Annotated in this window: 23 protein-coding genes and 2 pseudogenes; 24 read left to right on the top strand and 1 reads right to left on the bottom strand. The window is 59.4% G+C overall.

The window, feature by feature from the left end; genetic code table 11:
* Positions 1-825 precede the first annotated feature (825 nt).
* The 23 genes and pseudogenes from AC066Y_RS35845 (at position 826) to AC066Y_RS35735 (ending at position 24,270) form a co-directional block, all read left to right on the top strand.
* On the top strand, positions 826-1,506 hold the full coding sequence (locus AC066Y_RS35845) for a molybdate ABC transporter permease subunit (RefSeq protein ID WP_478277976.1): 681 nt from the start codon (positions 826-828) through the stop codon (positions 1,504-1,506).
* 102 nt (positions 1,507-1,608) lie between these two features.
* The gene (locus tag AC066Y_RS35840; protein WP_478277975.1) at positions 1,609-2,871 is read left to right on the top strand and encodes a serine hydrolase domain-containing protein; all 1,263 of its coding nucleotides are present in this window, start codon (positions 1,609-1,611) and stop codon (positions 2,869-2,871) included.
* Positions 2,872-3,693: 822 nt separating this feature from the next.
* Entirely contained in the window at positions 3,694-4,794 is a 1,101-nt protein-coding gene (locus tag AC066Y_RS35835) for a hydrogenase small subunit (protein WP_478277980.1), read from the top strand.
* Positions 4,795-4,807: 13 nt separating this feature from the next.
* Positions 4,808-6,597 (top strand): annotated as a pseudogene (locus tag AC066Y_RS35830) (nickel-dependent hydrogenase large subunit).
* A gap of 4 nt (positions 6,598-6,601) precedes the next feature.
* Positions 6,602-7,321: a Ni/Fe-hydrogenase, b-type cytochrome subunit gene (cybH, locus tag AC066Y_RS35825; RefSeq protein ID WP_478277974.1), complete on the top strand. Its 720-nt coding sequence runs from the start codon at positions 6,602-6,604 to the stop codon at positions 7,319-7,321.
* On the top strand, positions 7,318-7,917 hold the full coding sequence (locus AC066Y_RS35820) for a HyaD/HybD family hydrogenase maturation endopeptidase (RefSeq protein WP_478277973.1): 600 nt from the start codon (positions 7,318-7,320) through the stop codon (positions 7,915-7,917). Before cybH ends, AC066Y_RS35820 begins: the two co-directional genes overlap by 4 nt.
* A gap of 16 nt (positions 7,918-7,933) precedes the next feature.
* Positions 7,934-8,224: a HypC/HybG/HupF family hydrogenase formation chaperone gene (locus tag AC066Y_RS35815; RefSeq protein ID WP_478277972.1), complete on the top strand. Its 291-nt coding sequence runs from the start codon at positions 7,934-7,936 to the stop codon at positions 8,222-8,224.
* A 188-nt stretch (positions 8,225-8,412) separates the two neighbouring features.
* Positions 8,413-8,823, top strand: coding sequence for a thioredoxin domain-containing protein (locus AC066Y_RS35810; protein WP_478277971.1), 411 nt, complete (start codon positions 8,413-8,415; stop codon positions 8,821-8,823).
* 20 nt (positions 8,824-8,843) lie between these two features.
* Complete coding sequence (locus AC066Y_RS35805; protein WP_478277970.1) at positions 8,844-9,707, top strand: hydrogenase expression/formation protein; 864 nt, start codon at positions 8,844-8,846, stop codon at positions 9,705-9,707.
* Between the two features lie 99 nt (positions 9,708-9,806).
* Positions 9,807-10,487: a hypothetical protein gene (locus tag AC066Y_RS35800; protein WP_478277969.1), complete on the top strand. Its 681-nt coding sequence runs from the start codon at positions 9,807-9,809 to the stop codon at positions 10,485-10,487.
* Entirely contained in the window at positions 10,484-10,900 is a 417-nt protein-coding gene (locus AC066Y_RS35795; RefSeq protein WP_478277968.1) for a hypothetical protein, read from the top strand. Before AC066Y_RS35800 ends, AC066Y_RS35795 begins: the two co-directional genes overlap by 4 nt.
* A complete protein-coding gene (gene hypA / locus AC066Y_RS35790; protein ID WP_456724961.1) occupies positions 10,893-11,234 on the top strand; it encodes a hydrogenase maturation nickel metallochaperone HypA in 342 nt (113 codons plus the stop codon). The genes AC066Y_RS35795 and hypA overlap by 8 nt, the downstream gene beginning before the upstream one ends.
* Entirely contained in the window at positions 11,234-12,181 is a 948-nt protein-coding gene (gene hypB / locus AC066Y_RS35785; RefSeq protein ID WP_478277967.1) for a hydrogenase nickel incorporation protein HypB, read from the top strand. The genes hypA and hypB overlap by 1 nt, the downstream gene beginning before the upstream one ends.
* On the top strand, positions 12,178-14,436 hold the full coding sequence (hypF, locus tag AC066Y_RS35780; RefSeq protein ID WP_478277966.1) for a carbamoyltransferase HypF: 2,259 nt from the start codon (positions 12,178-12,180) through the stop codon (positions 14,434-14,436). The genes hypB and hypF overlap by 4 nt, the downstream gene beginning before the upstream one ends.
* A gap of 1 nt (position 14,437) precedes the next feature.
* Positions 14,438-14,674, top strand: a complete 237-nt coding sequence (locus AC066Y_RS35775; RefSeq protein WP_456718501.1) for a HypC/HybG/HupF family hydrogenase formation chaperone — start codon at positions 14,438-14,440, stop codon at positions 14,672-14,674.
* On the top strand, positions 14,671-15,813 hold the full coding sequence (gene hypD, locus AC066Y_RS35770; RefSeq protein WP_478277965.1) for a hydrogenase formation protein HypD: 1,143 nt from the start codon (positions 14,671-14,673) through the stop codon (positions 15,811-15,813). The genes AC066Y_RS35775 and hypD overlap by 4 nt, the downstream gene beginning before the upstream one ends.
* A complete protein-coding gene (hypE, locus tag AC066Y_RS35765; RefSeq protein WP_478277964.1) occupies positions 15,810-16,856 on the top strand; it encodes a hydrogenase expression/formation protein HypE in 1,047 nt (348 codons plus the stop codon). Before hypD ends, hypE begins: the two co-directional genes overlap by 4 nt.
* A gap of 379 nt (positions 16,857-17,235) precedes the next feature.
* Complete coding sequence (gene ald / locus AC066Y_RS35760) at positions 17,236-18,348, top strand: alanine dehydrogenase (RefSeq protein ID WP_478277963.1); 1,113 nt, start codon at positions 17,236-17,238, stop codon at positions 18,346-18,348.
* A 640-nt stretch (positions 18,349-18,988) separates the two neighbouring features.
* Positions 18,989-19,183 (top strand): 4Fe-4S dicluster domain-containing protein, encoded by a 195-nt coding sequence (locus AC066Y_RS35755; protein ID WP_128971097.1) that lies wholly within the window; start codon positions 18,989-18,991, stop codon positions 19,181-19,183.
* 194 nt (positions 19,184-19,377) lie between these two features.
* A complete protein-coding gene (gene sufB, locus AC066Y_RS35750; protein WP_478277962.1) occupies positions 19,378-20,874 on the top strand; it encodes a Fe-S cluster assembly protein SufB in 1,497 nt (498 codons plus the stop codon).
* A gap of 63 nt (positions 20,875-20,937) precedes the next feature.
* A complete protein-coding gene (sufC, locus tag AC066Y_RS35745; RefSeq protein WP_478277961.1) occupies positions 20,938-21,690 on the top strand; it encodes a Fe-S cluster assembly ATPase SufC in 753 nt (250 codons plus the stop codon).
* A 19-nt stretch (positions 21,691-21,709) separates the two neighbouring features.
* On the top strand, positions 21,710-23,026 hold the full coding sequence (gene sufD / locus AC066Y_RS35740; RefSeq protein WP_478277960.1) for a Fe-S cluster assembly protein SufD: 1,317 nt from the start codon (positions 21,710-21,712) through the stop codon (positions 23,024-23,026).
* Positions 23,023-24,270: a cysteine desulfurase gene (locus tag AC066Y_RS35735; RefSeq protein WP_478277959.1), complete on the top strand. Its 1,248-nt coding sequence runs from the start codon at positions 23,023-23,025 to the stop codon at positions 24,268-24,270. The genes sufD and AC066Y_RS35735 overlap by 4 nt, the downstream gene beginning before the upstream one ends.
* A 252-nt stretch (positions 24,271-24,522) precedes the next feature.
* On the opposite strand, the pseudogene AC066Y_RS35730 reads toward AC066Y_RS35735, so the two are convergent.
* Positions 24,523-24,633 (bottom strand): annotated as a pseudogene (locus AC066Y_RS35730) (IS5/IS1182 family transposase); the annotation flags it as partial.
* Positions 24,634-24,996: 363 nt separating this feature from the next.
* On the opposite strand from AC066Y_RS35730, the gene nifD reads away from it, so the two are divergent.
* Positions 24,997-26,499, top strand: coding sequence for a nitrogenase molybdenum-iron protein alpha chain (gene nifD / locus AC066Y_RS35725; protein WP_456828146.1), 1,503 nt, complete (start codon positions 24,997-24,999; stop codon positions 26,497-26,499).
* The last annotated feature ends 53 nt before the right edge of the window (positions 26,500-26,552 follow it).

Raw genomic sequence — 26,552 nt, 5'->3', positions numbered from 1 at the left:
TCCTCCAACGCGTTCACGAAGTCGGGTCGAAAAGCGGCGAAAAAGCCGAAGCGTTCGCGCGCGCCTTCACCCCGACCGGAAATGTTCCAGCTGCCCCGCCCGGCAATCATGAATAAGACGGGCTAGCTGCATGTCGTAAGGTTGCGCGCTCGTTTGTCATGGTGCGCACATGATTACCGGATGAAGGCGTCGCGCCTGGATGTCCTTTCCGGCAATGTCCAGCAAAGGCATGAATTCCGATATTCTTGCTACCAACCGCGTCCATTATCGTAAATGGGAATGCGGCGGGTTGTGCTTGCGTTCAGCCGCGCTCGCGTTCGAGCGAACTCTAAACGGCCGGGACAATTTTCGAAACAGAATCCACTTAAGGATCGCGTCGAGTGATCATGAAGCGCCGTAAGATCCAATAACAAACCTGAGGGCGTCAAACTCTGCCGCATCATTGTGCCGTCGCTGTCTGCTCGGGAACAAAGATGCCGGAAACCTGACAGAGCGCAAGACCCACTCCACAGCGAACTCGTCGTCTGTGCGCATTTTTTCACGTTGAGCCTAGAATGCACCACATTGCGCAAGCGGCACAGGGATTGCTGGATGACGAACGAGGAGCTGCAGCCGTCAGACCGGTCGACGCGGCCCCGTGCAGGAGTTTCCTATGAAGTTTGCGACGCTGCTCTTGCTCGCGAAAACGACGCGCGTCAATGTGGTGGCCGCCGCGAAGGTCCGCACCACTAAGAGGCGCTGCGCGCCCCATGCCTCGGCGCGCCGGATGTGTAGGCGATCACTGCCCCAAGACGGCGACCGTCTCTCACTGGGGGGCTGACGCCTATGGATGCGTTTTCGGCAGAGATTTGGCAATCCGTTGCGCTTACGATCGAGCTCGCCAGCGTGACGACCATCATCCTCTTGGTGATTGGTGCGCCGCTCGCGTGGTGGCTAGCGCGTTCACATACTGTTCTGCGCGAGGCGGCGGCAGCGATCATCACGCTTCTGCTGGTGCTACCGCCGACGGCACTCGGTTTCTGTGTCCTCGTGCTGCTCGGGCCTGGCGGACCGGGGGGGCTTCTCGCTTCTTTCTGGGGCGAGCGCTCGCTCGCCTTTACCTTCGCAGGAATCGTAGTCGGATCGGTGCTCTCGGCGCTGCCTTTGGTGGTGCAGCCGATCCGCAACGCCTTTGTTGCGATGGGCGACCCTCCGCTGGAAGCCGCGGCGCGGGTTTCTCCGTTGCATGCCTTCATTACCATCGGTTTGCCGCTGGCGCGATTGGAGTTTGTCAAAGCCGCTGTGATTGGCTTTGCTCATACGATCGGCACATTCGGCGTCGTGATGATGATCGGCGGCAATATTCCTGGGCGCACCAAGGTGTTGTCAGCCTACGTCATAGACTACGTCCAAGCATCACGCTGGCGCGAGGCGAGTGTGGTTGCAGGCGGCATGTTGATGTTCGCTCTTGCGGTCATCTTCACCTTAGCTCTCCTCGACAGACGCGGTGCCAGGAGAAGCACATGAGCGCAGGCGCGCCGGACCGGATCGAGTGGCTTTCGGCTTGTCAGACCAGACATGCCAGAGCTGGAGCAGCGCAAGCCAGCTTCGTCTATTGGCGAGGATAGAATGAACAAGCTTGTTATGGCCGCAGTGGTTGCTGGAATCAGCTTCAATTCAGTGCATTCAGCGCCTCTGCCCGAGGCCATGGCCGATGACGTTGGAGTTTCTCAGCAACGCTTTGCCAAGCTAGACGAGTTCTTCGATCGTGAGATCGAAAGCAAGCGCGTGCCGGGCGCGGTGGTTGCAATCGCCCGAGACGGCAAGCTGATTCATTACAAGGCGTATGGCCAACTTGATCCTGCAAAAGGATCGTCGATGCGGCTCGATGCGATGTTCGCGCTTGCATCTATGACCAAGCCGATGGTGGCCGTTGCCGGGCTCACCCTCATGGAGCAAGGTCGCCTGCCTCTACGGAGCAGGCTCACGGATTATTACCCGGAATTCGCAAACATGAAGGTCGCGGTGCCACGGCCTGACGGTTCGTTAAAGTATCAAGCGCAGAGTTCTCCGATCTACATCCACGATCTTTATCGGCACACATCAGGTCTCACCTATGGCGCGCCTCCAGATAGTCCAGACCAAGTGGCGCGTCTCTACCCGAATTTTGCAGCCCCGCCGCTAAAGGGTGACAAGCAGGCTTTCATCCAGGCCATTACCAAGTTGCCGCTAGCGCACCAACCGGGGACGGAATTCGAATACGGCTTCTCGACCGACGTGCTCGGAGCTGTTGTGGAACAGGTCAGCGGACAACGATTGGGCGACTATCTTGCCAGCAACCTGTGGAAGCCGATCGGGATGCAGGATGCCACCTTCCATTTATCCACATCACAACGCGAGCGCCTCGCGCATCCGTTTCCAGACGACCCGCTGACTGGAAAGCCTCAAGAGATCGAGCTCCTCGAAAGTCCGACAATGTTTGACTGCGGAGGAGCCTGCGCGTTTGCGACAGTCGGTGACTATGTGCGCTTCGGGCAAATGCTGCTAGACGGCGGGGAGCTCGATGGGCAGCGCATTCTCGGCCCGAAGACGGTGCGCCACATGATCTCTAACCACCTCGGGCCGGAGATCAAGAATAAGGTCGCCAATGTGGAGGCGCATCGTGCCGGCTTCGGCTTTGGACTCGGAGTGGCTGTGCGCATAAGCGAGGGTATCTCGGCGGTTCCGGGCAATCCAGGTGAGTTCACCTGGACCGGCGCTTACGGAACACAATTTTTCTGCGACCCGAAGGAGCGTCTGATCGTGGTGGTCGGAACGGCCGCGCCCGGAGAAATCCGGAAGTACTATCGCGAACAAGTCCAGTACATCGTCTATGCTGGAATACTTCGATAATTCGCCCGGCGTTGAACGAGCCCGACGACGGTTTTTGGCTAGTTGGCAACCGGCGTTGCCGCTGGACACCGATGACTGAACGTCAGCGTCAGCGCCCGCTATACTCGGCCAGATTGCGCCGGTGCTAGGAACGAACGCGACGCCTCCGGCATCGCGAAGAGACTCTCGCAGGTGAGTGCGGTGTCGTGATATGCTAAGAGGACCGCGCCTTGCCGTCGATTGGTTCGCGCGATGCATTCCTAGATGATCGCTTCAGAACATCCAGACCTTCGCGCTCGATCCCGTGGTAATGCCGTGCGGCAGCCACATTGAATGACAGACAGATCGGATCGATCCGCCCTGCAAATCAAAGCATGTACGCTGCGCGGCTCCGCATCGCGTTCTGTGCGACGCTGGGCCGCCACTTTGGCGTGTTTCCGCAGTCGGACTATGACGCGGATCGAACCCGCCATTGGTCCGCGGAGAGCAAGTCTGATTGAGATGGACGGCTGGCGCGGTGCCCGTCAACTGCACCAACTCCTTCAACAATGGGCATGCGCGCGCGTGTTCCGATCGTGCAAAAGTGAGTATGACGTGGTCGCCCTGGATTGGCAAATCATTGTGCAGCTCTGTTGAAGTTCTCACATCGACGTTCAAAGCCCGACATCACTGGTATGACAGGGCTCGACGGTGCGAGCCTGTGGCAGGCTGGCCGGCCCGCCGATAGGGCAAGAGTCGAAAGGCTGGCTTGGCAACCAGTCAAGTGTTGCGCTCCGATGGCCTGTTTCTTGCTGCTGCGTCAGCAGTTCGTTACTGCCGACGACGACTCACATGGAAGGGTTCATGGGTGGGGCAACGGAGACGCTTTACAGCGTGATCAGACGTCAGGGCATCACGCGTCGTAGTTTCCACAAATTCTGCAGTTTGACGGCCGCAAGCTTGGGACTTGGTCCGCTTGCCGCAAGCACTATTGCCGACGCCCTGGGGACCAAGCCGCGCGTCCCCGTGATCTGGCTGCACGGGCTCGAGTGCACCTGCTGCTCGGAAAGCTTCATCCGCTCGGCCCATCCGCTGATCAAAGACACGCTGCTGTCGATGATTTCGCTCGACTATGACGATACGATCATGGCGGCGGCTGGACACCAGGCTGAAGCCATCCTGGAGGAAGCCCGCGCCAAGTATAAAGGCAAGTATGTGCTTGCGGTCGAAGGTAATCCGCCGCTGAAGCAGGGGGGCATGTTCTGCATTGACGGCGGCAAGCCGTTCGTTGAAAAGCTCAAGTCGATGGCGGAAGAGCCGATGGCGATCATCGCTTGGGGCACGTGTGCGTCCTGGGGATGCGTGCAGGCGGCCAACCCCAATCCGACTGGCGCAGCGCCGATCGATCAGGTGATCAAGAACAAGCCGATCATCAAGGTACCCGGGTGTCCGCCTATCGCAGAGGTCATGAGCGGCTTGGTGACTTTCATCACGACGTTCGGAAAGCTTCCGGAGCTCGATCGCCAAGGGCGCCCAAAGATGTTTTATTCCGAGCGCATTCACGACAAATGCTATCGACGCTCCCATTTCGATGCCGGCCAATTCGTCGAAGAGTGGGACGATGAGTGCGCACGCAAGGGCTATTGCCTCTACAAGATGGGCTGCAAGGGGCCAACCACCTACAATGCCTGTTCGGCCCTTCGGTGGAACGACGGTGTTTCATTTCCGGTTCAATCCGGCCACGGCTGCCTCAGTTGCTCCGAGGACGGCTTTTGGGACAAGGGTTCGTTTTACGACCGACTCACGACCATCAAGCAGTTCGGCATTGAGAAGAACGCCGATCAGATCGGCATGGCTGCTGCCGGGGTTATTGGGCTGACCGTCGCCGCCCATGCGGCGGTCACCGCCGTGAAGCGGTTGACCAACAAGCCGGATCGCACAGCCCACAAAAGTAGCCGGAATTGAGAAGAGGGCGACGGTGGCCGGACAGATACCAAATGGGCACAATCTCGATCGCTCCGGCAAGCGAATTGTCATCGATCCATTGACGCGGATCGAAGGCCACCTGCGTGTCGAAGCCAATGTCGATTCCGACAACGTGATCCGCAATGCGGTTTCGAGCGGGACGATGTGGCGTGGCATCGAAGTCATCTTGCGCGGACGTGATCCGCGCGACGCCTGGGCGTTTACTGAGCGGATTTGCGGTGTATGCACCGGCACCCATGCGCTGACCTCCGTGCGCGCGGTTGAAAATGCGCTAGGGATCACCATTCCGGAGAATGCCAATTCGATCCGAAACATCATGCAGCTATGCTTGCTCGTGCATGATCATCTCGTGCACTTCTACCATCTGCACGCGCTCGATTGGGTCGACGTGGTCTCCGCGCTCAAAGCCGACCCCAAGTCGACCTCCGCGCTGGCGCAGTCCATCTCACCGTGGCCGTTGTCGTCCCCTGGCTATTTTAAGGATTTGCAGATCAGGCTGACTAAATTCTTCGGATCAGGGCAATTAGGTCCCTTCAAGAACGGTTATTGGGGGCATCCGGCCTACAGGCTGCCAGCGGAAGCGAACCTGATGGCCCTGGCGCATTATCTAGAAGCGCTCGACTTCCAGAAGGAGATCGTCAAAATCCAGGCCGTCTATGGCGGCAAGAATCCGCATCCGAACTGGCTGGTCGGCGGCGTGCCCTGCGCGATCAACATCGACGGAACTGGTGCGGTGGGTGCGATCAACATGGAGCGACTTAATCTCGTATCCTCGATCATCGACCGTTCGATCGAGTTTGTCGAGCAGGTCTATCTGCCCGACGTCGCAATGATCGGCTCGTTCTATAAGGATTGGCTCCATGGCGGCGGACTTTCAAGCAAAAGCGTAATGTCCTACGGCGACATCCTCGAAAACGCCAACGACTGTTCTGCGAACAATCTCAAGCTGCCGCGCGGCGTCATTCTTGATGGCAATCTCAAGGAGATATTGCCGATCGATCATAGTGATCCGGAGCAGATCCAGGAGTTCGTCACGCATTCGTGGTATCAATACCCGCGCGATTGCTGTGGACTGCATCCATGGGATGGCATCACCGAACCGAGTTTCGAGCTCGGGCCAAAAGCCAAGGGCAGTAAGACAGATATCAAGGAACTCGACGAAGGCGGCAAGTATTCGTGGATCAAAGCGCCGCGCTGGCGCGGCCACGCCGTCGAGGTCGGGCCTTTGGCGCGATACATCATCGGTTATGCGCAGGGCAAAGCCGAGTTCAAGGAGCCGGCCGACAGACTGCTCAAGGGACTCAATCTTCCCCTGACGGCGATGTTCTCGACGCTTGGCCGCACCGCGGCGCGGGCACTCGAATGTCAGTGGGCGGCGCATCAGCTGCGTTACTTCCAGGATAAGTTGGTCGTCCACATTAAGGCAGGCAATACGGCAACTGCCAATGTCACAAGATGGAAGCCGGAAAGCTGGCCCAAGGAGGCATGGGCTACGGTTTCACTGAGGCGCCGCGCGGTGCGCTTGGGCATTGGATCAGGATCAAGGACACAAAGATCGACAACTATCAATGTGTCGTGCCGACGACATGGAACGGATCTCCTCGCGATCCCAAGGGCAATATTGGCGCCTTTGAAGCCTCCCTGATCGGCACCCCGTTGGCCGATCCGCTGCGACCCCTGGAGATCTTGCGTACGATCCATTCCTTTGATCCGTGCCTGGCGTGCTCGACCCATGTCATGAGTCTTGACGGCCAAGAGATGGCTTCAGTCAATGTTCGTTAGGGACATGCGAAACGAGGCTCCGCAGCCCCCCGCTGCCGTCGATGCGGCACCGACCGAGCGCAGTATCGGCCGTCGCGGCGCCTACGTTTATGAAGCGCCGGTGCGACTGTGGCACTGGGTCAATGCGGCGGCCATTCTGATGCTGGCCCTAACCGGCTATCTGATTGGAACGGGCACACCGGCGATGTCGGGACAGGCAAGCGGCTATTTCCTGTTCGGCTATATCCGATTTGTGCATTTCTCTGCGGGATATGTGCTCAGCGTGGGCTTTCTTCTGCGCATTTACTCGGCTCTGATTGGAAATCGGCATGCCATGCAGATCTTTTACGTTCCGCTCTGGCGCGGGTGCTTTTGGCGCGAAGTGCACCACGAGATTCGCTGGTACGCGTTCCTTGCAGTTGAGCCCGACCGACGCGTCGGGCACAACCGCCTGGCTCAGCTCGCAATGTTCCTTATGTTTACGCAAACGATCACGTTCATGATCGTCACAGGCTTCGCACTTTATGGGCAGGGCGCCGGTAGCGACAGTTGGCAGGACAGGCTGTTCGGCTGGGTGTTTTCAATCTGGCCGAATAGCCAGGACGTCCATACCTGGCACCGTCTCGGCCTGTGGGTGATCTTGGTCTTTGTGCTGGTTCACATCTACGCGGTGATCCGGGAGGACATCATGTCGCGCCGGAGCATCTCCTCCATGATTTCGGGTGAGCGCGAGTTTCGCGATTGAATGGCACGCGGTTACTAGTTCCGGACAACAAGCAACGGATCCTTGTGCTTGGCATCGGCAATATCCTGTGGGCCGATGAGGGGTTCGGCGTGCGGGCGGTAGAGGAGTTCCATCGCCGCTATGTAGTCGCTGACAACGTCACCATCCTTGATGGCGGCACGCAGGGGCTCTACCTCGTGAGCTATCTTGAGCAGGCCGATTGCCTGATCGTGTTCGATGCCATCGACTTTGCACTCCCGCCCGGAGAGTTGAAGCTCATGCGGGATGCCGAGGTGCCAAAATTTTCTGCTGCCAAGAAGATAAGCCTACATCAGACCGGCTTTCAGGAGGTCTTGAGTGCGGCCGATCTGCTTGGCCGCTGCCCGCGACACCTCGCTCTCATCGGATGTCAGGCGCTGGACCTGGAGCATCGGGGCGGTCCGCTGACAGCTCCGGTGCGCTTCCAGATTGCGCCGGCGATTGAACTGGCTTGCAAACTCCTGGCACAGTGGGGCTCGCCGGCCACACTGCGAACGGCGCCGCTGCCTGCATCAGAACGGTTGTTGGCGAACAATATCGACCATGCAAGTTATGAGATGGGAGCGCAGCCGATCTAGCGGCTCGCGATTGATCATGTGCCTTGGTTTGCCAATGACGATTATTGAGACGGACGACATCACGGCACTTTGTGAGTACCGCAATGAACAGCGGCGTGTCTCGGTCGTGCTGCTCTACGGGGCCCCGGTCGGCGCCAGGGTGCTCGTTCATATCGATAGCGCCGTGCGGCTCTTGGATGAGGATGAAGCAAGGCTGATCTCGGAAGCACTCGACGCGCTTGACGCCAGCCGTAACGGCCAGGACTGCGATCCCTTCTTTGCAGACCTGATCGGTCGTGAGCCGCAATTGCCCGAGCACCTACGTTAGCGGTTCTGCTGCCGATGTTGCGGTGACTGCGCCTGCCCGCAAATCGATCAATCGCGCGCACCTTCTGCATGGAAAGGTCAAATGCTTCGATCGATTGATTCCAGTCTCCCTCACAGCGAGGCGATGATTGGCACGTGCCTTGCTACATCCCACCTAGCTCAAACTAAGGACTATCAGAAAGGAGCCTGATGAAGTTCCAGCCGACGCGGCATGATCTCGCACCCTGTCCGTCCGAGGTGGAGAGCGTCGGCGCGGATGCACGCCTGGTCACGCACGCTTCCGCGAACGCGCCCGAAGTGCTGCTGGCGGTCGATGCCGTACATTCGCGCCGGGCCATCCATGTCGCATTATGCCTTCCTGAATTGATCGAGGCTTTTCGGCGTCGCGTGCATGGCGCAGTGCCTGCGCATGCGTTAGCTGGAAAGCTGGTCGGACGGCTCGGCCTGCGTCGTCGATCGACGCTGATTTTGTGCCATCGGCACGATACGCTCTGCCTGATCGGCAGGCGTCTGGTCCGTTTGGTCAAGATCGACTGCATCCTCGTACCGATCGTTTGGCTGTACGCTGGTAGCATTTGTGCCGGCAATGCCTCCCGATAGATCCAACGGGACATCGCATCATGAAGACAGCGGTCCGGGTCGTATCCGAGGACGCCGAGCAGGTGGTGAGCAAGTCTGCCACGGGCACGGAAAGTCTCGATGTATTCCATAGCGGGCTGACGACTATGGAGGCGCTAGCCAAGCGCGCCCGGCGCGACGGCAACGAGCTTGCAAGGAACTATCCGAATGCCACGGTGCTGTTGTCGAATGTCGCCGCTGCCGCTCGCGGCCAGAGGCAGAGCACTCGGACGCAGCTGTACGGCCTCGCCAATCTCAGCGAGCTCGAGCGCAAGCTGATTGGCGAAGTGTTCGGCGAGGGCGAGGTCGCCGGCGTGGTTGCGTTGCCAGATGGCTCTTTTGCGCAACTCCGGGAGGCGGTCCTTGCGGGAATCTGGCGCGTGCGTATCGGGTCCGAGCCGACCCACGAATATGTTGAGGTTGGGGCAATCCCGCAGATTGTGCAGCGCGCCGCAACTGACCTAACGTCTGGCGATCTTGTGATTGGCGCGGCGCCGGACGGCGCCATCAACGTGCTCCCGGTGCTAGCGGAAATACGGGAGCGGGCGCGTGTCTGGCGGTCGGGCATGCGAGCGCATGTTATCAATCTGACGTTGCTGCCGATGAGTGCTGTGGACTTGGCATTCCTGCAGCAAGGTTTGGGCAATGGTCCGGTCCAGCTCATCTTCCGCGGTTACGGCACATGCCGCGTGCAGGCGACCGGGGTGAGGAACGTCTGGTCGGTGCAGTACTTCAATTCTTTGGACAACGTAATCCTTGATACGGTGGAGGTCGGAGACGTGCCGATCGTTGCCTTGGCTGCCGACGAGGATTTCGAGGACTCCGCCGAGCGCCTGCAGGAAATTATGGAGACATACTTCACATGAAGAACTCAAAGAATGCTTGGAATCCGGGGGATCTCGCAGATTGCGCGCGGACGGCTGCTGCCGACATGTCTTGTGCGAGCTAATGACGCAGCGGTGCATATGAGCTTCGCGATCGGCAACAAAATCGATGTCACGGTCTGGCTTGCTGCCGATGTAGTTGACGCGGTCGAGATCCTGCCGCGGGTCCGGCCACCGCTCGCGCGGCTGTTCGCTGGCAAACCGGCCTCGTTGCTGCTCAAACAGATCCCGCGGCTCTTGGCATTGTGTGCCGTTGCGCAGCAAGCGGCACTGCTGTCTGCGATCGAGACGGCGCGCGACGAAGCGATCAGCCCCACGACTAGGCAGCATCGTGTTACGCTGGTCGTCGCCGAGCGCATCGCGGAATTGCTGCGGAGCCTCTTGGTCGGACATCTTGCGCAGGACACCGCAAGTGCCGCCGCGATTCGCTCCGTGATGCGGGGAATGTCAGCACTAATCAGTAGCGGACAACGGGCCTGCGGTCCTGCTCGACGCGAAGCGACGGCGAGAATTGTGGCTGGGCTGGCCGCGATCGGCATGCCGAACGGAGATGGCGCGCCCAAGCCGGGCAGCCCACTGGCAATTCGCATAGCCGCGCTGGACGAGATCGACCTGAAATCGATCCGGATCGCGCACTCGTTCCTGTCCGCTGCCGACGACCGCAACATCATCGAACGGCTGCTCGGCGATGACCCGACATTTTGCCATTGTCCCGACCTTGGGGGCGTGCGCCCGAGACGGGTCCATGGGCACGCCAAATGACGCGTGATCGGCTCTGGCTGGGTCGGTCGGGTGCGGTCGAGCGGCTGAAGGCCAGAATTGCAGAAATCGTTCGGCTATGCGATTGGCTCAAGTCCGGTGCTCATATCGACTCGGCTGAGCCTGGGATCATCAAAAGCTACAGGTTGGGGCCGGGACGCGCCGCGACCGCGGTCGAATGCGCCAGGGGCAGGCTCTATCATGCGGTTGAGCTTGATCCTCAGGGCCAGATATGCCGCTTCGAATTTCTCGTTCCGACGGAATGGAATTTCCATAGAAACGGACCGCTTGTTCGGAACCTGCAGGGCGCGGTGCTGACGGCGAGACGGCATCGGAAAGCGGTTCGTGCGGTGATTGAATCGCTTGATCCCTGTGTCGGAGTCACACTCAGGTTTCGCAAGGTTGACGATGCATGAAATGGCGATTTGTCTGGGCATCATCCAAATCGTCGAGGAGGAGGTGCGTCACCGATCGTTGTCGCGGGTGCGGAGCATCTGTCTGGAAATCGGGGCGCTGAGCCATGTCGCGCCCGAAGCGATCAGGTTCTGCTTTGCTGTCGTTGCGACACGAACGATTACCGAAGGTGCAGCCCTTAAAATCCTCGAACTCCCGGGCATCGCCTGGTGCATCAGCTGTTCAAACAGCGTCGAAATTGCTCGCCGCGGTGAGCGCTGCCCTCGCTGCGGCAGCTATCAGTTGCAGGTAACCGGGGGCGATCAGATGCGAGTGAAAGAACTGGAGATCGATTGATGTGTACCGTTTGCGGTTGCAGCCAAGGGATGTCTTCGATCGAACTTGCCGGAGCGCGTGATCTGGAGAGCCAAGGCCGTTGCTATCCTCATGGGCAGGACGATTGCGAGCGCCATGACGCACATTGTCACGGCGACGAGAGCGTGCAGCATTCATCCCATGCCCGCCACAGCCGTGATCACAAACAGTATCAGACGGATGGTCGGCAAGCGCGTCTGAGCTGCGGCGCGGGCCCGGCTGGATTGAAGGTCGTGAACATGAACAGCGAACGCATCATTCGGGTCGAGCGGGACATCCTCGGCAAGAATAATGCGATCGCAGCCGACAACCGGACGCTCTTTGCGGCCGATGAGCTGCTGGTGTTTAATCTTATGTCGAGTCCCGGAGCAGGCAAAACCTCGCTGCTCGTCCGCGCCGTATCCGAGCTCAAGCGCAGCTATCCGACCGGAGTCATCGAGGGCGATCAGCAGACCTCAAACGATGCCGAACGCATTCGAGCGGCCGGCGTGCCAGCTATTCAAGTCAATACGGGTAAGGGCTGCCATCTCGATGCTGCAATGATTGGCGAGGCTTATCGCCGCTTGCCGCGGCTCACGCGCGGTATTCTCTTCATCGAGAACGTCGGTAACTTGGTCTGTCCCGCGGCCTTCGATCTTGGCGAGGCCTGCAAGATCGTTGTGTTGTCGATGACCGAAGGTGAAGACAAGCCGCTGAAATATCCCGATATGTTCGCGGCTTCTTCACTCATGGTGATCAACAAGATCGATCTAGCCTCATGGCTTGAGTGCGATCTGGACAAGACCATTGGATATGCCAAACGCGCCAATCCAAAGATCGAAGTGCTTACGGTTTCGGCCCGTACCGGCGAGGGTTTTGGCGCGCTCTACGCTTGGATTTATAGACAGGTGGCCCACCAAAGGCACGCCGTAGAGGACGCCAGGCGATGAGCGCCGCAACCATTTGCGACCGAACACGACTACGCGTGCGCGTGAGAGGGGCGGTGCAAGGGGTCGGCTTTCGTCCCTATGTCTATGGCCTCGCTACGCGGTACGGATTGGCAGGATTTGTCGTCAACGGCCCGGAGGGCGTCACAATCGAGGTCGAAGGTGGCCGTGCGTCGGAATTTGTTGCCACGTTGCCGCTCGAGGCGCCTCCGTTGGCACGCATCGAACACATCTGCGTTCAGGAGACGGCGCCGCTCGCGACAGAAGACTTTTCGATAGGCGCGAGCGAAGGCGGTAAATCGTCAACGCACATCATCGCCGACGCCGCGACCTGCGGGCAATGCCTCAGTGAGCTATTCGATCCAGAGAATCGCCATTACCTTTATCCCTTCATTAGCTGCTCTCATTGTGGTCCACGCTACACTATTGCCGGACGGCTCCCATACGATCGCAACAACACGGTGATGAAGGCGTTTAGGCTGTGCGCCGCCTGCACGGCCGAATATGCGGATCCGGCGAGCCGCAGGTTTCATGCGGAGGCGATCGCGTGTCCAGAATGCGGCCCTCGGCTTAGCCATGGGATCGACGCCATTGTCGCTGCAATCGCAGGCGGTCAAGTCGTAGCCATAAAGGGTCTCGGCGGTTACCAGCTCCTCTGCGATGCCCGTAACCAGGACGCTGTGCAGCGCCTGCGCAGCAGAAAGCAGCGCCGTCAGAAGCCGTTCGCAGTTATGCTCGGTTCCATAGAGCGCGTCAACGAGATCGCGGAAGCGAACGCTCTCGAGCTCGCGCTGCTCGAATCCGTAGCGCGGCCCATTGTCCTTCTAACTTCGCGCAAATGTCTGGCGCCCGCCATAGCGCCCGGCTTGTCTCGCGTTGGTGTCATGTTGCCGGTAGCCCCGCTGCATCATCTGATCTTTCATGCGCTTCGCCCGACAAGAGCATGGATTGCAGAACCAAGCCCGGTCATCGTCGTCACCAGTGCTAATCCTTGTAGCGAACCTCTCCTGATCGACAACGCGCAGGCGCTGCGCCGACTCGAGGCGATCGCCGATCTTGTCGTGACCCATGATCGGGATATTTTAACCCGTGCTGATGACTCCGTGGTCGCGGTGGTGGCTGGCCGCTCCCAATTCATTCGTCGCGCTCGTGGCTATGTTCCCGAACCGATCCGACTTGCGCAGTCTGTGCCGCCTGTGCTCGCCGTCGGCGGCGAGCTGAAATCGACCGTCACCATCACGCGCGACAACCAAGCGTTCGTCTCCCAACATATTGGCGACCTCAATACGCCCGAAGGCATCCGTGTGTTCGAGGGGACGATCCGGCACCTCGCATCGATCCTTGACGTAGAGCCTGTCGTCACCGCCCATGATCTGCATCCCGACATGGCATCCACCCGCTTTGCGCAAGCAAGCGGCCGCGCGCTAATTGCGGTCCAGCACCACCACGCACACGCTGCCGCCGTGATCGCTGAACATGGTCATGCGGGACCGGCGCTTGCTCTGGTGCTCGACGGCCATGGTTTTGGCTCGGATGGCGGTAACTGGGGTGGCGAGCTATTGTTGTGCGAAGGCGCGATGTGCCGGCGCATCGGTCATCTCGCGCCGCTGCAAATACCTGGTGGTGATCGCGCAGCCCGCGAGCCGTGGCGCATGGCGAGCGCGATACTACACTGGCTCGGACGGGGTAACGAAATCGCGCCGCGCTTTGCAGGGCAACGGCAAGCTGGATGTATGTCGGCCTTGCTCGATCAGTCGGGCGGGGCCACCACGACCAGCGCGGGCCGGTTATTCGACGCGGTGGCGGCGCTGCTGGGGATTGTGAGTTGGCAGAGCTATGAAGGGGAAGCCGCGATCAAGCTCGAGGCGCTAGTGCGGCGGACTGCGATTCTAGAGGCCGGATGGGCGATCGATGGTGGCGTGCTGTCGCTTCGTCCGCTGTTTGCGCGGTTGATTGCAGACGACATTGACGCCGCGGGTGGAGCCGGCCTGTTTCATGGCACCTTCGCCGCCGCCTGCGTTGACTGGGTCATGCGCTCCGCGCGGACAACCGGCGTCAATACCGTCGTTCTGAGCGGGGGCTGCTTTCAGAACGCGGTACTGATGGATGAAATCTGGCGCGGGTGCTGCGCTGCCGGCCTGACCCCGCTGGTGCCACAGCGGGTGCCCCCCAACGATGGTGGTTTGAGCCTTGGCCAAGCCTGGATTGCCGCTCTGCAGATTGCTGAACAGTCGTCCGCCAGCGAAGGGAGAGCCTGATATGTGTCTTTCGGTTCCAGCAAAGGTCGAAAAAATTCTTCCCGACCACATGGCCGTCGTGTGCATCGATGGTGTTAGCCTGGAGATATCGATTGCTCTTATCGACGAGCTCGACGTCGGCGATCACGTCCTTGTTCATGTTGGGTATGCGCTGGCCAAGATCGATCCGATAGAAGCCAAGCGCACGCTGAATCTCCTGCAGGAGCTAGGCAGAGCGGGGCAGGAACTCCGGTCATGAAGTATGCTGACGAATTTCGCGACAAGACCATTGCGCAGGGGCTCGCCGCTGCGATTAAGGCCGAAGCCGATCGGCAAAAAGCCTATCGGTTCATGGAATTCTGCGGCGGACACACTCATGCGATATCACGCTATGGCCTTGAGGATCTGCTGCCCGCGAATGTGCGCATGATCCACGGGCCCGGTTGTCCGGTCTGTGTTCTACCTGCCAGCCGGATCGACATGGCGATTCGTCTCGTCGAGCGGCCGGAGGTCACCCTTTGCGTCTACGGCGACCTGATGCGGGCGCCTGGCTCGCAAGGACAGTCCCTGTTGCGAGCCAAGTCGCTCGGCGCAGACATCCGGATGGTCTACTCGACGCTCGACGTTATCCGGATCGCCGAACAGGCGCCGGGTCGCGAGGTTGTGTTCTTTGCCATCGGATTTGAGACCACCACTCCGCCGACGGCCGTGATGATCCGGATAGCCGAGCAGAAGCGGCTGAGGCGCCTTAGCGTGTTCTGCAACCACGTGCTTACACCCTCTGCGATGCAGAGCATTCTTAAGAACCCGAAGATCCGCAATATCGGAGGGACCGCAATCGATGGTTTCGTCGGGCCTGCACATGTCAGCACGATCATCGGGACGCAGCCTTACGAGCTCCTGGCGGAACAATTCGGCAAGCCGATCGTGATCGCCGGATTTGAACCGCTCGACGTGATGCAGGCGATCCTGATGCTGGTGCGGCAGGTGAACGAAGACCGCTATGACGTGGAGAACCAATACAGCCGTGCAGTAAGGCGTGAAGGCAATCGGCGCGCCAAGGACGAGGTCTCGCAGGCATTCGAATCGCGTGAGCAGTTCGAATGGCGCGGGCTCGGTTTCGTACCAAATAGTGGACTGAAGCTGAAGCAGGCCTATGCGCGGTTCGACGCGGAGGCGCGTTTTGCGATGCACGAACTGCGTGTCGCCGACAATCCGGCGTGCGAGTGCTGCGCCATCCTGCGCGGCGCCAAGCGGCCAGTCGACTGCAAGCTGTTTGGAACCCTCTGCACGCCGGAAACTCCCATAGGATCCTGCATGGTCTCATCGGAAGGCGCGTGTGCGGCGTATTGGACATATGGCCGGGTTCGCGATGATCAGGTGAGGCAAACGTCATGAGCGTACAGGGCTATCAACGCAAGCTCGATCTCGAGAACGGACGCGTTGATCTTTCCCATGGGGCCGGGGGACGAGCCATGGCACAGCTGATTTCCAGCCTTTTTCACCGAGCCTTCGGTAATGAATGGCTTGCCCGCCGCAATGATCAGTCGGCCTTTGACGTTGCGACGGGTAAGATGGTGATGACCACCGACGGTTATGTGGTTTCGCCGCTGTTCTTTCCCGGCGGCAATATCGGCTCACTCGCTGTGCACGGGACGATTAACGACGTCGTGATGTCCGGCGCGCGGCCCCTCTATCTGTCGGCCAGCTTCATCATCGAGGAGGGTTTCCCGCTGTCTGATCTGAAGACGATTGCGGATTCGATGGGCGCGGCAGCGCGCGGCGCGGGCGTTTACATCATTGCCGGGGACACTAAGGTCGTCGAGCGCGGCAAGGCCGATGGTCTGTTTATCGCCACGACCGGGATCGGGGCTCTGGCCCATGAGTTCGATCTCTCCGCCGATAAGGCCATGGTCGGGGACCGTGTGCTGGTGTCCGGCAGCCTTGGCGACCATGGCGTGGCAATCATGACAAAACGCCAGAACGTCGCGTTTCAAACCGAGATCGTGTCGGATTCCGCGGCGTTGCATGACCTTGTCGCGGTCATGATTGCGGCTGGCGGCGCCGGCATCCGGGTGATGCGCGACCCAACGCGCGGGGGTCTTGCGGCAACCCTCAATGAGATTGCGCATCAATCGGGCCTTGGCTTCCGTCTACAGGAAGCAGCCATTCCGGTGAAGCCCGCGGTTGCGGCGACCTGCGAACTCCTTGGGCTTGATCCGATCCATGTCGCCAATGAGGGCAAGCTCGTTGCGATCGTCGCGCCCGATTTGGCCGCCGCAGTGCTTGCAGCTATGAAGGCGCATCCGCTCGGACGCGATGCTGCTGATATTGGCGAGACGGTAGCTGACGATCACAAATTTGTGCAGATAGCGACCAGTTTCGGCGGCGGACGGATCGTCGATTGGTTGTCAGGCGAACAGTTGCCTCGGATTTGTTGAACAATCCACGCCCATTTGCGACAAGCATGAAGGCGTCAAGCGTGCGCATCTAGGAATCAGATTGATGATCAATGGTCATTTGTCCATCAGCGGTGGCAAGCAATCCAGCCGCTGGGCAAATCCTGCCTCACTGGCAGACTACGTTGTTCGTTCTTTAACAAGGTCGGCAAGACTGGAATCGTTGTTGCGATTAAGCGCGTCATCTCCATCGCGGAGTACGACGGTTAAGCTTAGCGAGCACGGTCGCTCAACCCATTCGGCATCGAAAACCTGCACGGCTGGTCAAAGATCGCTGAATTCCTGCGCAATTTGGGCTGCTGCGTCGCAATATCGCTGCGCTCTTTCAATTAGAAAGGCGCACTAGGCAGGGAGTTTGCAAATGAAGGTCGGAGTTCCCAAGGAAATCAAGGCACACGAATATCGCGTGGGCCTGACCCCTGGAGCCGTCCGCGAATACGCGGCAGCGGGCCACCGCGTAATGATCGAAACCAATGCCGGCGCCGGCATTGGCGCAACCGATAACGATTATCGCAGCGCCGGCGCAGCGATTCTGGATTCTGCAGTTGAGGTATTCGCATCGAGCGAAATGATCGTGAAGGTCAAGGAACCTCAGCCGTCCGAATGGAGCCAGCTGCGGGAGGGCCAGATCCTGTTCACATATCTGCATCTGGCGCCGGACCCGGAGCAGGCCAAGGGGCTTCTAAAATCGGGTTGCACCGCGATCGCCTATGAGACCGTGACTGATGGGCATGGTGGTCTTCCGCTGCTGGCTCCGATGAGCGAAGTCGCAGGTAGGCTCGCGGTCGAAGCGGCGGGTAGCGCCCTAAAGCGCAGTGCAGGCGGACGAGGGCTGTTGATCGGTGGCGTGCCCGGTGTTCAGCCGGCCCGCATCGTGGTGATCGGTGGTGGCGTCGTTGGTACGCACGCGGCACGGATGGCGGTCGGTCTGGGTGCAGAGGTGAGCATCATCGACCGCTCGATACCTCGGTTGCGCGAGTTGGATGAGCTATTCGAAGGGCGCGTTCGAACCAGGTTTTCGACCATCGAAGCTGTGGAGGAAGAGGTATTTGCGGCCGATGTTGTGATTGGTGCCGTGCTCGTTCCAGGTGCGAGTGCGCCGAAGCTAATCTGCCGGAGCATGCTGAGCTCGATGCGTAAGAGGGCCGTGCTTGTGGATGTCGCTATCGATCAGGGCGGCTGTTTTGAGACGTCGCACCCAACCACTCACGCCGATCCAACCTATGAAGTGGATGGCATCATTCATTATTGCGTGGCCAATATGCCCGGCGCCGTGCCGCTCACCTCGAGCCAGGCACTAAATAACGCCACGCTGCCGTTTGGCTTGGCTCTGGCCAACAAAGGGTTTTCCGCCGTGGTGGAAAATCCGCATTTGCGTGCAGGCCTCAACGTCCATCGAGGCCGGCTGACTTACAAGGCGGTGGCCGACAGTCTCGGGCTCCCGTTCTCACCGATCGAGCAGGCTGCAGCCTGATCCCAGAGGCCCCTACGGGCGTTTCCTCCCTGACTTGGGCCACCCTCCGGGGTGGCTTTTTTTCGGCTCTATCAATCTGCTGGGGTCCGCTGAGATTTATTTGCGACGCCGATCGCGGCCGTAATCTGCGAGATTTGAACATTTGCGTGCGCCGGCTCGGCCAGGAGGCCCTCGATCACCGGAGCGGTTCCATTTAGTGCCATCGCGACGATTTTTCTGGTTGCGATATGGAGACGTTGCTTGAGCCGATGACGACGTCGCCCGATTGACATCGTGGTGCCTTCGCTGCCGCTGTCTGGGCGAGCAGAACCATCACCAGAGGGCGATCTGCGATCCCCCCGAGACGGTGGCACGGCTACAATCGATACCACTTCAAAAGCGCTCCGCCGTCACGTCAGGTCGAGCCGAGCTGCTTCTTATTGGCGAACCCCTTCACATGATCGCTGGCTATCGCGAATCTCGACAATGCGCAAGCTACGAGATCAAGCAGCTGCGATGCCGATTGTAGGGTTTACGACACCTGGTCGAGGCGGCGGCTTGCGCTATCGAAAGTAGCCAAGACAAATCAAGCACAAGACTCCTTGGCATGAGACTTGAAGGCAAGGCGTAATCTCGCACCTTTGCTTATGGAATCGTAGTGATGGCCTACAAGATAATCGCGTCACAATGCACGGTCTGTGGTGCGTGTGAGTACGAATGCCCTAACGCCGCGATCAGCCTGAAGAACGACATATATGTGATCAATCCGAGCCAGTGCACTCAATGTGAAGGGCATTTTGATGCGCCGCAATGCGCCGTCGTTTGTCCGGTGCCTGATACCTGTGTGCCGGCATAGATCGAGTAGCCGACGGGCGGCACTCCGGCGCGAAACATGATCGAAACCCTATCGAGGGCGGCTCCCTTTTGGGTTCGTCTCCTGGTTCTTTCACACCCTGGCCTCGAGTCGGCCGTGACTTGCGCGATCCGCTCGGAGGAGAGGCGACGCGATCATCGCCATCGGGGATCGTCCATGCGCGAATGGAGTAAGCAATGGTAGCTGTACAAGAGACGGTCGAGCGCGTCCGGCGCATCGACGTCGACCAGTATCGTTATGGATTTGAGACGCTGATCGAGTCCGACAAGGCCCCGAAAGGCCTGTCGGAAGACACCGTCCGCTTCATCTCCGCAAAGAAGAATGAGCCGGCTTGGATGCTGGAATGGCGCCTGGAAGCGTATCGCCGCTGGCTGACCATGACCGAGCCGACCTGGGCGCGCGTCAACTATCCGAAGATCGACTACCAGGACATCTACTACTACGCGGCGCCGAAGCCGAAGAAGACGCTGTCCTCGATCGACGAGATCGATCCGGAAATCCTCAAGACCTATGAGAAGCTCGGCATTCCCCTGCGCGAGGTCGCGATCCTGGAAGGCGTCGAGCCGCCGCTCGGTGGCGAGCAGGCGCCGAACCGCAAGATCGCGGTCGACGCGGTGTTCGATTCGGTGTCGGTCGCGACCACCTTCCAGAAGGAGCTGAAGGCGGCCGGCGTGATCTTCATGCCGATCTCCGAGGCGATCCGCGAGCATCCCGAGTTGGTGCAGAAATATCTCGGCACCGTGGTGCCGACCTCGGACAACTATTTCGCGACGCTGAACTCGGCGGTGTTCTCCGACGGCTCGTTCGTCTACGTGCCGCCGGGCGTGCGCTGCCCGATGGAGCTGTCGACCTATTTCCGCATCAACGAGCGCAACACCGGCCAGTTCGAGCGCACGCTGATCATCGCCGACAAGGGTTCCTACGTCTCCTATCTCGAAGGCTGCACCGCGCCGCAGCGCGACGAGAACCAGCTGCACGCCGCGGTGGTCGAGCTCGTCACGCTCGACGATGCCGAGATCAAGTATTCGACGGTGCAGAACTGGTACCCGGGCAATTCGGAAGGCAAGGGCGGCATCTACAATTTCGTCACCAAGCGCGGCGACTGCCGCGGCAAGAATTCGAAGATCTCCTGGACCCAGGTCGAGACCGGTTCGGCGATCACCTGGAAATATCCGAGCTGCATCCTGCGCGGCGACAATTCGAGCGGCGAGTTCTACTCGATCGCGATCTCGAACGGCTTCCAGCAGGTCGATAGCGGCACCAAGATGATTCACCTCGGCAAGAACACGTCGAGCCGGATCATCTCCAAGGGCATCGCCGCCGGCAAGTCGCAGAACACCTATCGCGGCCTCGTCAGTGCGCACCGCAAAGCCACCGGCGCGCGCAACTACACCGCCTGCGACTCGCTCCTGATCGGCGACAAATGCGGCGCGCACACTGTGCCCTATGTCGAGGCCAAGAATTCCTCGGCGACGTTCGAGCACGAAGCGACGACGTCGAAGATTTCCGAGGACGTGCTGTTCTACTGCTTGCAAAGAGGCTTGAGCGAGCAACAGGCCATCGGCCTTGTCGTCAACGGTTTCGCGAAAGATGTCCTGCAAAAGCTTCCGATGGAGTTCGCAGCGGAGGCGCAGAAGCTGATCTCGATCTCTCTCGAGGGGTCTGTCGGATAACCAAACGTCCCGCGAACCCGGCTCACCGTTCCGAACGACGCATTTTGAGGGATCAGATCGAAAATGACACTGCTCGAAATCCAAGATCTGCATGTTGGTGTCGACAGTCGCGAAATAATCCGTGGCCTCGATCTTATGGTCAATGCGGGCGAAGTGCACGCGATCATGGGGCCGAACGGCTCCGGAAAATCAACGCTGTCTCATGTCATCGCCGGCAAGCCCGGCTATGAAGTCACCGGCGGCCAAATCCTGTTCAAGGCCGAAGACCTGCTGGAGATGGAGACCGATGAGCGCGCCGCCAAGGGCGTGTTCCTGGCGTTCCAGTACCCGGTCGAGATCCCCGGCGTCACCACCATGAACTTCCTGCGCACGGCACTGAACGCCCAGCGCAAGGCGCGCGGCCAAGGCGAATTCTCCACGCCCGAATTTCTGAAAAAGGTCCGTGAAGTGGCCGAGTCGCTCAACATCACCCGGGACATGCTCAAGCGCGGCGTCAATGTCGGCTTCTCGGGCGGCGAGAAGAAGCGCAACGAGATCCTGCAGATGGCGTTGTTTGAGCCGAGTCTATGCATCCTGGACGAGATCGATTCCGGTCTCGATATCGACGCGCTGCGTATCGTCGCCAGCGGCCTCAACGGCCTGCGTTCGCCGGAACGTGCGATGATCGTGATCACCCACTATCAGCGGCTCCTTCATTACATCGTGCCCGATTATGTGCACGTGATGTCGAAAGGCCGCATCGTGAAGAGCGGCGGCAAGGAACTCGCGCTGGAACTCGAGGCCTGTGGCTACGCCCAGTTCGAAACCGCGGCCTGACGGCTCAAGGGACTTCCCCATGAAGCAAGTATTGGCTAAGGCCGATGCCGGGTGCGCAACGAGCAATGTTCTCGCAGCAGCGCTCGGACGGCTGCCTGGCGCGGGCCTCGTCCCCCATATCCGTGCGAGGGCATTCGAAGCCTATGAGCGCGCCGGCCTGCCGCATCGGCGCATGGAGGCCTGGAGATACACGGATCTGCGTGCCCTGATCGGCGAGGTGTTGCCACTCGCTCCGCGACCGGATGCGGCGGCGCTGGCGCGCGCAAAGGCGTCGGCCAGACGAGTGGCTGTCGATCATGCGGTCAAATTGGTCTTGGTGGACGGCATATTCGCGCCCGAGCTATCGGATCTCGGCGAGCTGCAAAATGAGCTCCATGTGCAGTCACTGCGAGAGGTGTTGGAGAACTCGGGTACTGGCGCAATGGCCGGTTTGGTGCTTTCGACGACGGACGATGCGGTGATCTCGCTCAATGCGGCAATGGCCAGAGATGGTCTGGTGATTACGATTGCCGAAGGCAACACGATTAAACGCCCAGTTCAAATCGTTCAGGTCGCAACCGGATCCTCGGTGTCCGCTTTTACACGCTCATATCTGCAGCTCGATAAAGGGGCGCATGCGGCCGTAATGCAAAGTTTCATCTCGGCCGAAGGCTCAAGCGGCTATCAGGCCAACGATGTGCTAATTGCCCTGGTTGGGGACGAGGCGAGCCTTTCGCACATCCGGGTAGCGGCCGACGCCGCTGATGCGGTGAACATCTCATCGGGGATCATCGCGGTCGGCACCAGAGCTAAGCTCGATCTCTTCAGCATGACGTGCAGCGGCTCCATCAATCGCTATCAGGGATTCGTGACGCTGGGCGGCGAGGGATCCAAGCTCTCTGCGAACGGGGTTAATCTCATCAAAGATAAACTGCACGCCGACACAACAATCGTGGTCGACCACGCCGTGCCGCATTGCACCAGTCGGCAGAAGTTCCGCGCGGTCGTTGATGATTGGGGCCGCTCGGTGTTTCAGGGCCGAATCGTCGTTCGTCCCGCCGCCCAGAAGACCGACGCCAGCCTGTCGACGCGAGCGTTGCTCTTATCCGATCAGGCCGAGGCGGACAATAAGCCAGAACTTGAAATCTCGGCCGACGACGTGACCTGCGGCCACGGAGCGACCTCAGGAGCGCTGGATGGCAATCTCGTATTCTATCTGCGCGCGCGGGGGCTATCCGAGAAGGATGCGCAGATGTTGCTCATTAAAGCGTTCATTGGAGAGTCGATTGAGGAGATCGCTGCCGATAACCTGCGCGATTTTGTGGCCGCGCAAGCTGAACACTGGCTGCGGCGATGAGCGAACATCCCGCGGTCAGCGATGGTCGTTACGAGGTCGACCGTCTGCGTAGTGACTTTCCGGCGCTGGCCATGACCGTGTACGGCAAGCCGCTCGTCTACCTCGATAACGCTGCGTCCGCGCAAAAGCCAAAGGCGGTACTTGACCGCATGATGCAGGTGTACTCCAGCGAATATGCCAACGTTCATCGCGGCTTGCACTATCTCGCCAATGCGGCGACCGAGGCCTATGAAGGCGCCCGTGCCAAGGTGGCGCGGTTTGTGAACGCGCATTTGAACGAAGAGATCATCTTCACCCGCAGCGCCACCGAGGCAATCAATCTGGTCGCGCAGACTTTCGGTCGTGAGCGCATCAGCCCGGGTGATGAGATCGTTCTGTCAATTTTGGAACACCACTCCAATATTGTGCCATGGCATTTTCTTAGGGAACGGCTCGGTGCAGTGATCAAATGGGCACCAGTGGATGATGCCGGTAACTTGTTGCTCAATGAATTTGAACGACTGCTGACCTCGCGCACCAAGATGGTCGCAATCACACAGATGTCGAACGTGCTCGGCACGGTCTTGCCGGTGAAAGACCTGGTGAGGGTCGCACATGCTCGTGGTATCCCGGTGCTGGTCGACGGTTCACAGGGATGCGTCCATCTGAGCGTCGACGTCTGCGACATTGATTGCGATTTCTACGTCATGACCGGCCACAAACTCTATGGTCCGACCGGAATCGGCGTGCTTTACGGCAAATCCGAGCATCTGGCATCGATGACGCCCTTCAATGGCGGCGGCGAGATGATCCGCGAGGTCTCGCGTTCCGGTGTCATTTATGGGGATCCGCCGCACCGGTTCGAAGCAGGTACGCCGCCGATCGTCGAGGCGATCGGGTTGGGCGCAGCCGTGGATTACATCAATTCAATAGGCAAGGCGCAGATCCGCAAGCACGAGAGCGCACTGCTCGCTTACACGCAAGAGCAGCTCGGGGACATCAACTCCGTGCGCATGGTCGGGGCGCCGGCCGAGAAGGGGCCGATCATCTCGTTTGATGTGAAAGGTGCGCATGCGCACGATATTGCCACCGTCCTCGATCGCGCCGGTGTAGCGGTGCGGGCGGGGGCTCACTGCGCGATGCCGCTGCTCAAGCGCTTCGGCGCACTGGCAACATGCCGTGCGTCCCTTGGACTTTACAACACCCGCGAAGAAATTGATGTGCTCGTGCGCGCACTTATCAAGGCGCGCCAGCTATTCGCGTGATCGGCGAGCGTGCTGCGTCGGGGTGAGAGGGAGCCTGCATTGAGCTGCGAAGTAGAATGACGTCGTGCCCCTGAGCATCATCGTCATCGCAGAAGGTCAACACCTGAGGTCTCGGCAAGCAAAGTTCGCATTGGCAAGCCTGGTTGGCCAGGGCACCTCGCAGCTGCTTTTGTTTTGCGTCCGCCTTCGTCGAGCGCGGGGGCCGTAGTGCTCCGGCAGGTCGCCCCATCGCGCACCCGAACGCACGACTCAAAAGATGCCATTAAGCACGCGACGGACATTTACGCGCTGAACGCCCCGCGGCTTGTTCGGCAGCATCGGTTTGATGGCGGTCCATTCGCAATCGCTGAGTTCGTAGCGCATGATTCGATTCTTTGCGTTATTTCGTCGCGCTGCGGAATTTGGTCGCTATCGGGCCATAGCGGATTCTGGCAAGCCGTCCGCCCGGCAGGTTTATGGGTTCACGTCTAGAACGAAAACACGCGCTGATAGCTGAGCGGGGCCATTTCGCGCATAGCTCCCCCTTGTTCCGTTTCGAACAGGTCAAACCAAGAAGCCTCCGAGCAAAGCGTGATGTCGCCTTCGTAACAACGGCGTTGCCCCCGCGCGAGACGCGCTAACTGCCGTTAATCGTTATGGGTTTTGTGTTCGCGAAGCGCTGGCATGCTGGTTGCAAAAGTTCTGGTCAGAAGCCGCTCTTGCAACAGCTAACCTTGAGGACATCAGATGAGTCTCGCCACGACCCAGAGTATCGCAGATATCAGGGCTCGCAACAAACAGCTGATCGAGGAGGTGCTGAAGGTCTATCCGGAGAAAACCGCGAAAAGGCGTGCCAAGCACCTCAACGTTCACCAGGCCGGCAAGTCCGACTGCGGGGTGAAGTCCAACATCAAATCCATACCCGGCGTGATGACGATCCGGGGCTGCGCCTATGCGGGATCCAAGGGCGTGGTTTGGGGGCCTATCAAGGACATGGTCCATATCAGCCATGGTCCTGTTGGCTGCGGCCAGTATTCGTGGGGATCGCGCCGCAACTATTACGTTGGTACGACGGGTATCGATAGCTTCGTGACCCTGCAATTCACCTCCGACTTCCAGGAAAAGGATATCGTATTCGGTGGTGACAAGAAGCTTGTCAAAGTTCTTGACGAAATCCAGGAGCTGTTTCCCCTCAACAACGGCATCACCATCCAATCGGAATGCCCGATCGGACTGATCGGCGACGATATCGAGGCTGTCTCAAGAACCAAATCCAAGGAGTATGGAGGCAAGACCATCGTGCCGGTCCGCTGCGAGGGTTTTCGTGGCGTGTCGCAGTCACTAGGTCACCACATTGCCAACGACGCGGTGCGTGACTGGATCTTCGACAAGCTCGAGCCCGACGGCGCACCAAAGTTCGAGCCGACGCCTTACGATGTTGCAATCATCGGCGACTACAATATCGGCGGTGATGCCTGGTCATCGCGAATTCTGCTGGAGGAAATGGGCCTGCGGGTGATCGCGCAGTGGTCCGGGGACGGTTCACTCGCTGAACTCGAGGCAACTCCGAAAGCCAAGCTCAACCTTCTGCATTGCTACCGTTCAATGAACTACATCTCCCGCCACATGGAAGAGAAATTCGGCATCCCCTGGTGCGAATACAACTTCTTCGGACCTTCAAAGATCGCAGAATCGCTGCGGAAGATTGCGGCCTATTTCGACGACAAGATCAAGGAAGGGGCCGAGCGGGTGATTGAAAAGTACCAGCCGCTGGTCAACGCGGTGGTTGCGAAGTATCGCCCGCGCCTGGAGGGCCGAACGGTCATGCTGTACGTCGGCGGGCTTCGTCCGCGTCATGTGATTGGCGCCTACGAAGACCTCGGGATGGAAGTCGTGGGCACCGGATACGAGTTTGGCCACAACGACGATTATCAGCGCACCGCTCAGAACTACGTAAAGGACAGCACGCTGATCTATGACGACGTCAATGGCTACGAGTTCGAGCGCTTCGTCGAAAAGCTCCAGCCTGACCTCATCGGCTCGGGCATCAAGGAAAAATACGTGTTCCAGAAGATGGGCGTGCCGTTCAGGCAGATGCATTCCTGGGACTATTCGGGTCCATATCACGGCTATGACGGCTTTGCGATCTTTGCGCGCGACATGGACATGGCTGTCAACTCGCCTGTCTGGAAAAAGACGAAGGCGCCCTGGAAGGAAACGCCGAGGGCCAAGCTCTTGGCTGCAGAATAGGGCAACAAGTCTCGCTCTCAGCGGAGAGCGGGGCGGTCAATTTCGATAGTAAA

This window comes from Bradyrhizobium sp. USDA3010 (assembly GCF_056429065.1).
The sequence above is the reverse complement of the archived record's forward strand: the minus strand, read 5'-3'. Positions and strand labels throughout refer to the sequence as shown.

Coding starts and splice junctions, on each gene's coding strand:
- AC066Y_RS35845 (WP_478277976.1), top strand. CDS start 826: ATGGATGCGTTTTCGGCAGAGATTTGGCAATCCGTTGCGCTTACGATC.
- AC066Y_RS35840 (WP_478277975.1), top strand. CDS start 1,609: ATGAACAAGCTTGTTATGGCCGCAGTGGTTGCTGGAATCAGCTTCAAT.
- AC066Y_RS35835 (WP_478277980.1), top strand. CDS start 3,694: ATGGGTGGGGCAACGGAGACGCTTTACAGCGTGATCAGACGTCAGGGC.
- cybH (WP_478277974.1), top strand. CDS start 6,602: ATGCGAAACGAGGCTCCGCAGCCCCCCGCTGCCGTCGATGCGGCACCG.
- AC066Y_RS35815 (WP_478277972.1), top strand. CDS start 7,934: ATGTGCCTTGGTTTGCCAATGACGATTATTGAGACGGACGACATCACG.
- AC066Y_RS35810 (WP_478277971.1), top strand. CDS start 8,413: ATGAAGTTCCAGCCGACGCGGCATGATCTCGCACCCTGTCCGTCCGAG.
- AC066Y_RS35805 (WP_478277970.1), top strand. CDS start 8,844: ATGAAGACAGCGGTCCGGGTCGTATCCGAGGACGCCGAGCAGGTGGTG.
- AC066Y_RS35800 (WP_478277969.1), top strand. CDS start 9,807: ATGAGCTTCGCGATCGGCAACAAAATCGATGTCACGGTCTGGCTTGCT.
- AC066Y_RS35795 (WP_478277968.1), top strand. CDS start 10,484: ATGACGCGTGATCGGCTCTGGCTGGGTCGGTCGGGTGCGGTCGAGCGG.
- hypA (WP_456724961.1), top strand. CDS start 10,893: ATGCATGAAATGGCGATTTGTCTGGGCATCATCCAAATCGTCGAGGAG.
- hypB (WP_478277967.1), top strand. CDS start 11,234: ATGTGTACCGTTTGCGGTTGCAGCCAAGGGATGTCTTCGATCGAACTT.
- hypF (WP_478277966.1), top strand. CDS start 12,178: ATGAGCGCCGCAACCATTTGCGACCGAACACGACTACGCGTGCGCGTG.
- AC066Y_RS35775 (WP_456718501.1), top strand. CDS start 14,438: ATGTGTCTTTCGGTTCCAGCAAAGGTCGAAAAAATTCTTCCCGACCAC.
- hypD (WP_478277965.1), top strand. CDS start 14,671: ATGAAGTATGCTGACGAATTTCGCGACAAGACCATTGCGCAGGGGCTC.
- hypE (WP_478277964.1), top strand. CDS start 15,810: ATGAGCGTACAGGGCTATCAACGCAAGCTCGATCTCGAGAACGGACGC.
- ald (WP_478277963.1), top strand. CDS start 17,236: ATGAAGGTCGGAGTTCCCAAGGAAATCAAGGCACACGAATATCGCGTG.
- AC066Y_RS35755 (WP_128971097.1), top strand. CDS start 18,989: ATGGCCTACAAGATAATCGCGTCACAATGCACGGTCTGTGGTGCGTGT.
- sufB (WP_478277962.1), top strand. CDS start 19,378: ATGGTAGCTGTACAAGAGACGGTCGAGCGCGTCCGGCGCATCGACGTC.
- sufC (WP_478277961.1), top strand. CDS start 20,938: ATGACACTGCTCGAAATCCAAGATCTGCATGTTGGTGTCGACAGTCGC.
- sufD (WP_478277960.1), top strand. CDS start 21,710: ATGAAGCAAGTATTGGCTAAGGCCGATGCCGGGTGCGCAACGAGCAAT.
- AC066Y_RS35735 (WP_478277959.1), top strand. CDS start 23,023: ATGAGCGAACATCCCGCGGTCAGCGATGGTCGTTACGAGGTCGACCGT.
- nifD (WP_456828146.1), top strand. CDS start 24,997: ATGAGTCTCGCCACGACCCAGAGTATCGCAGATATCAGGGCTCGCAAC.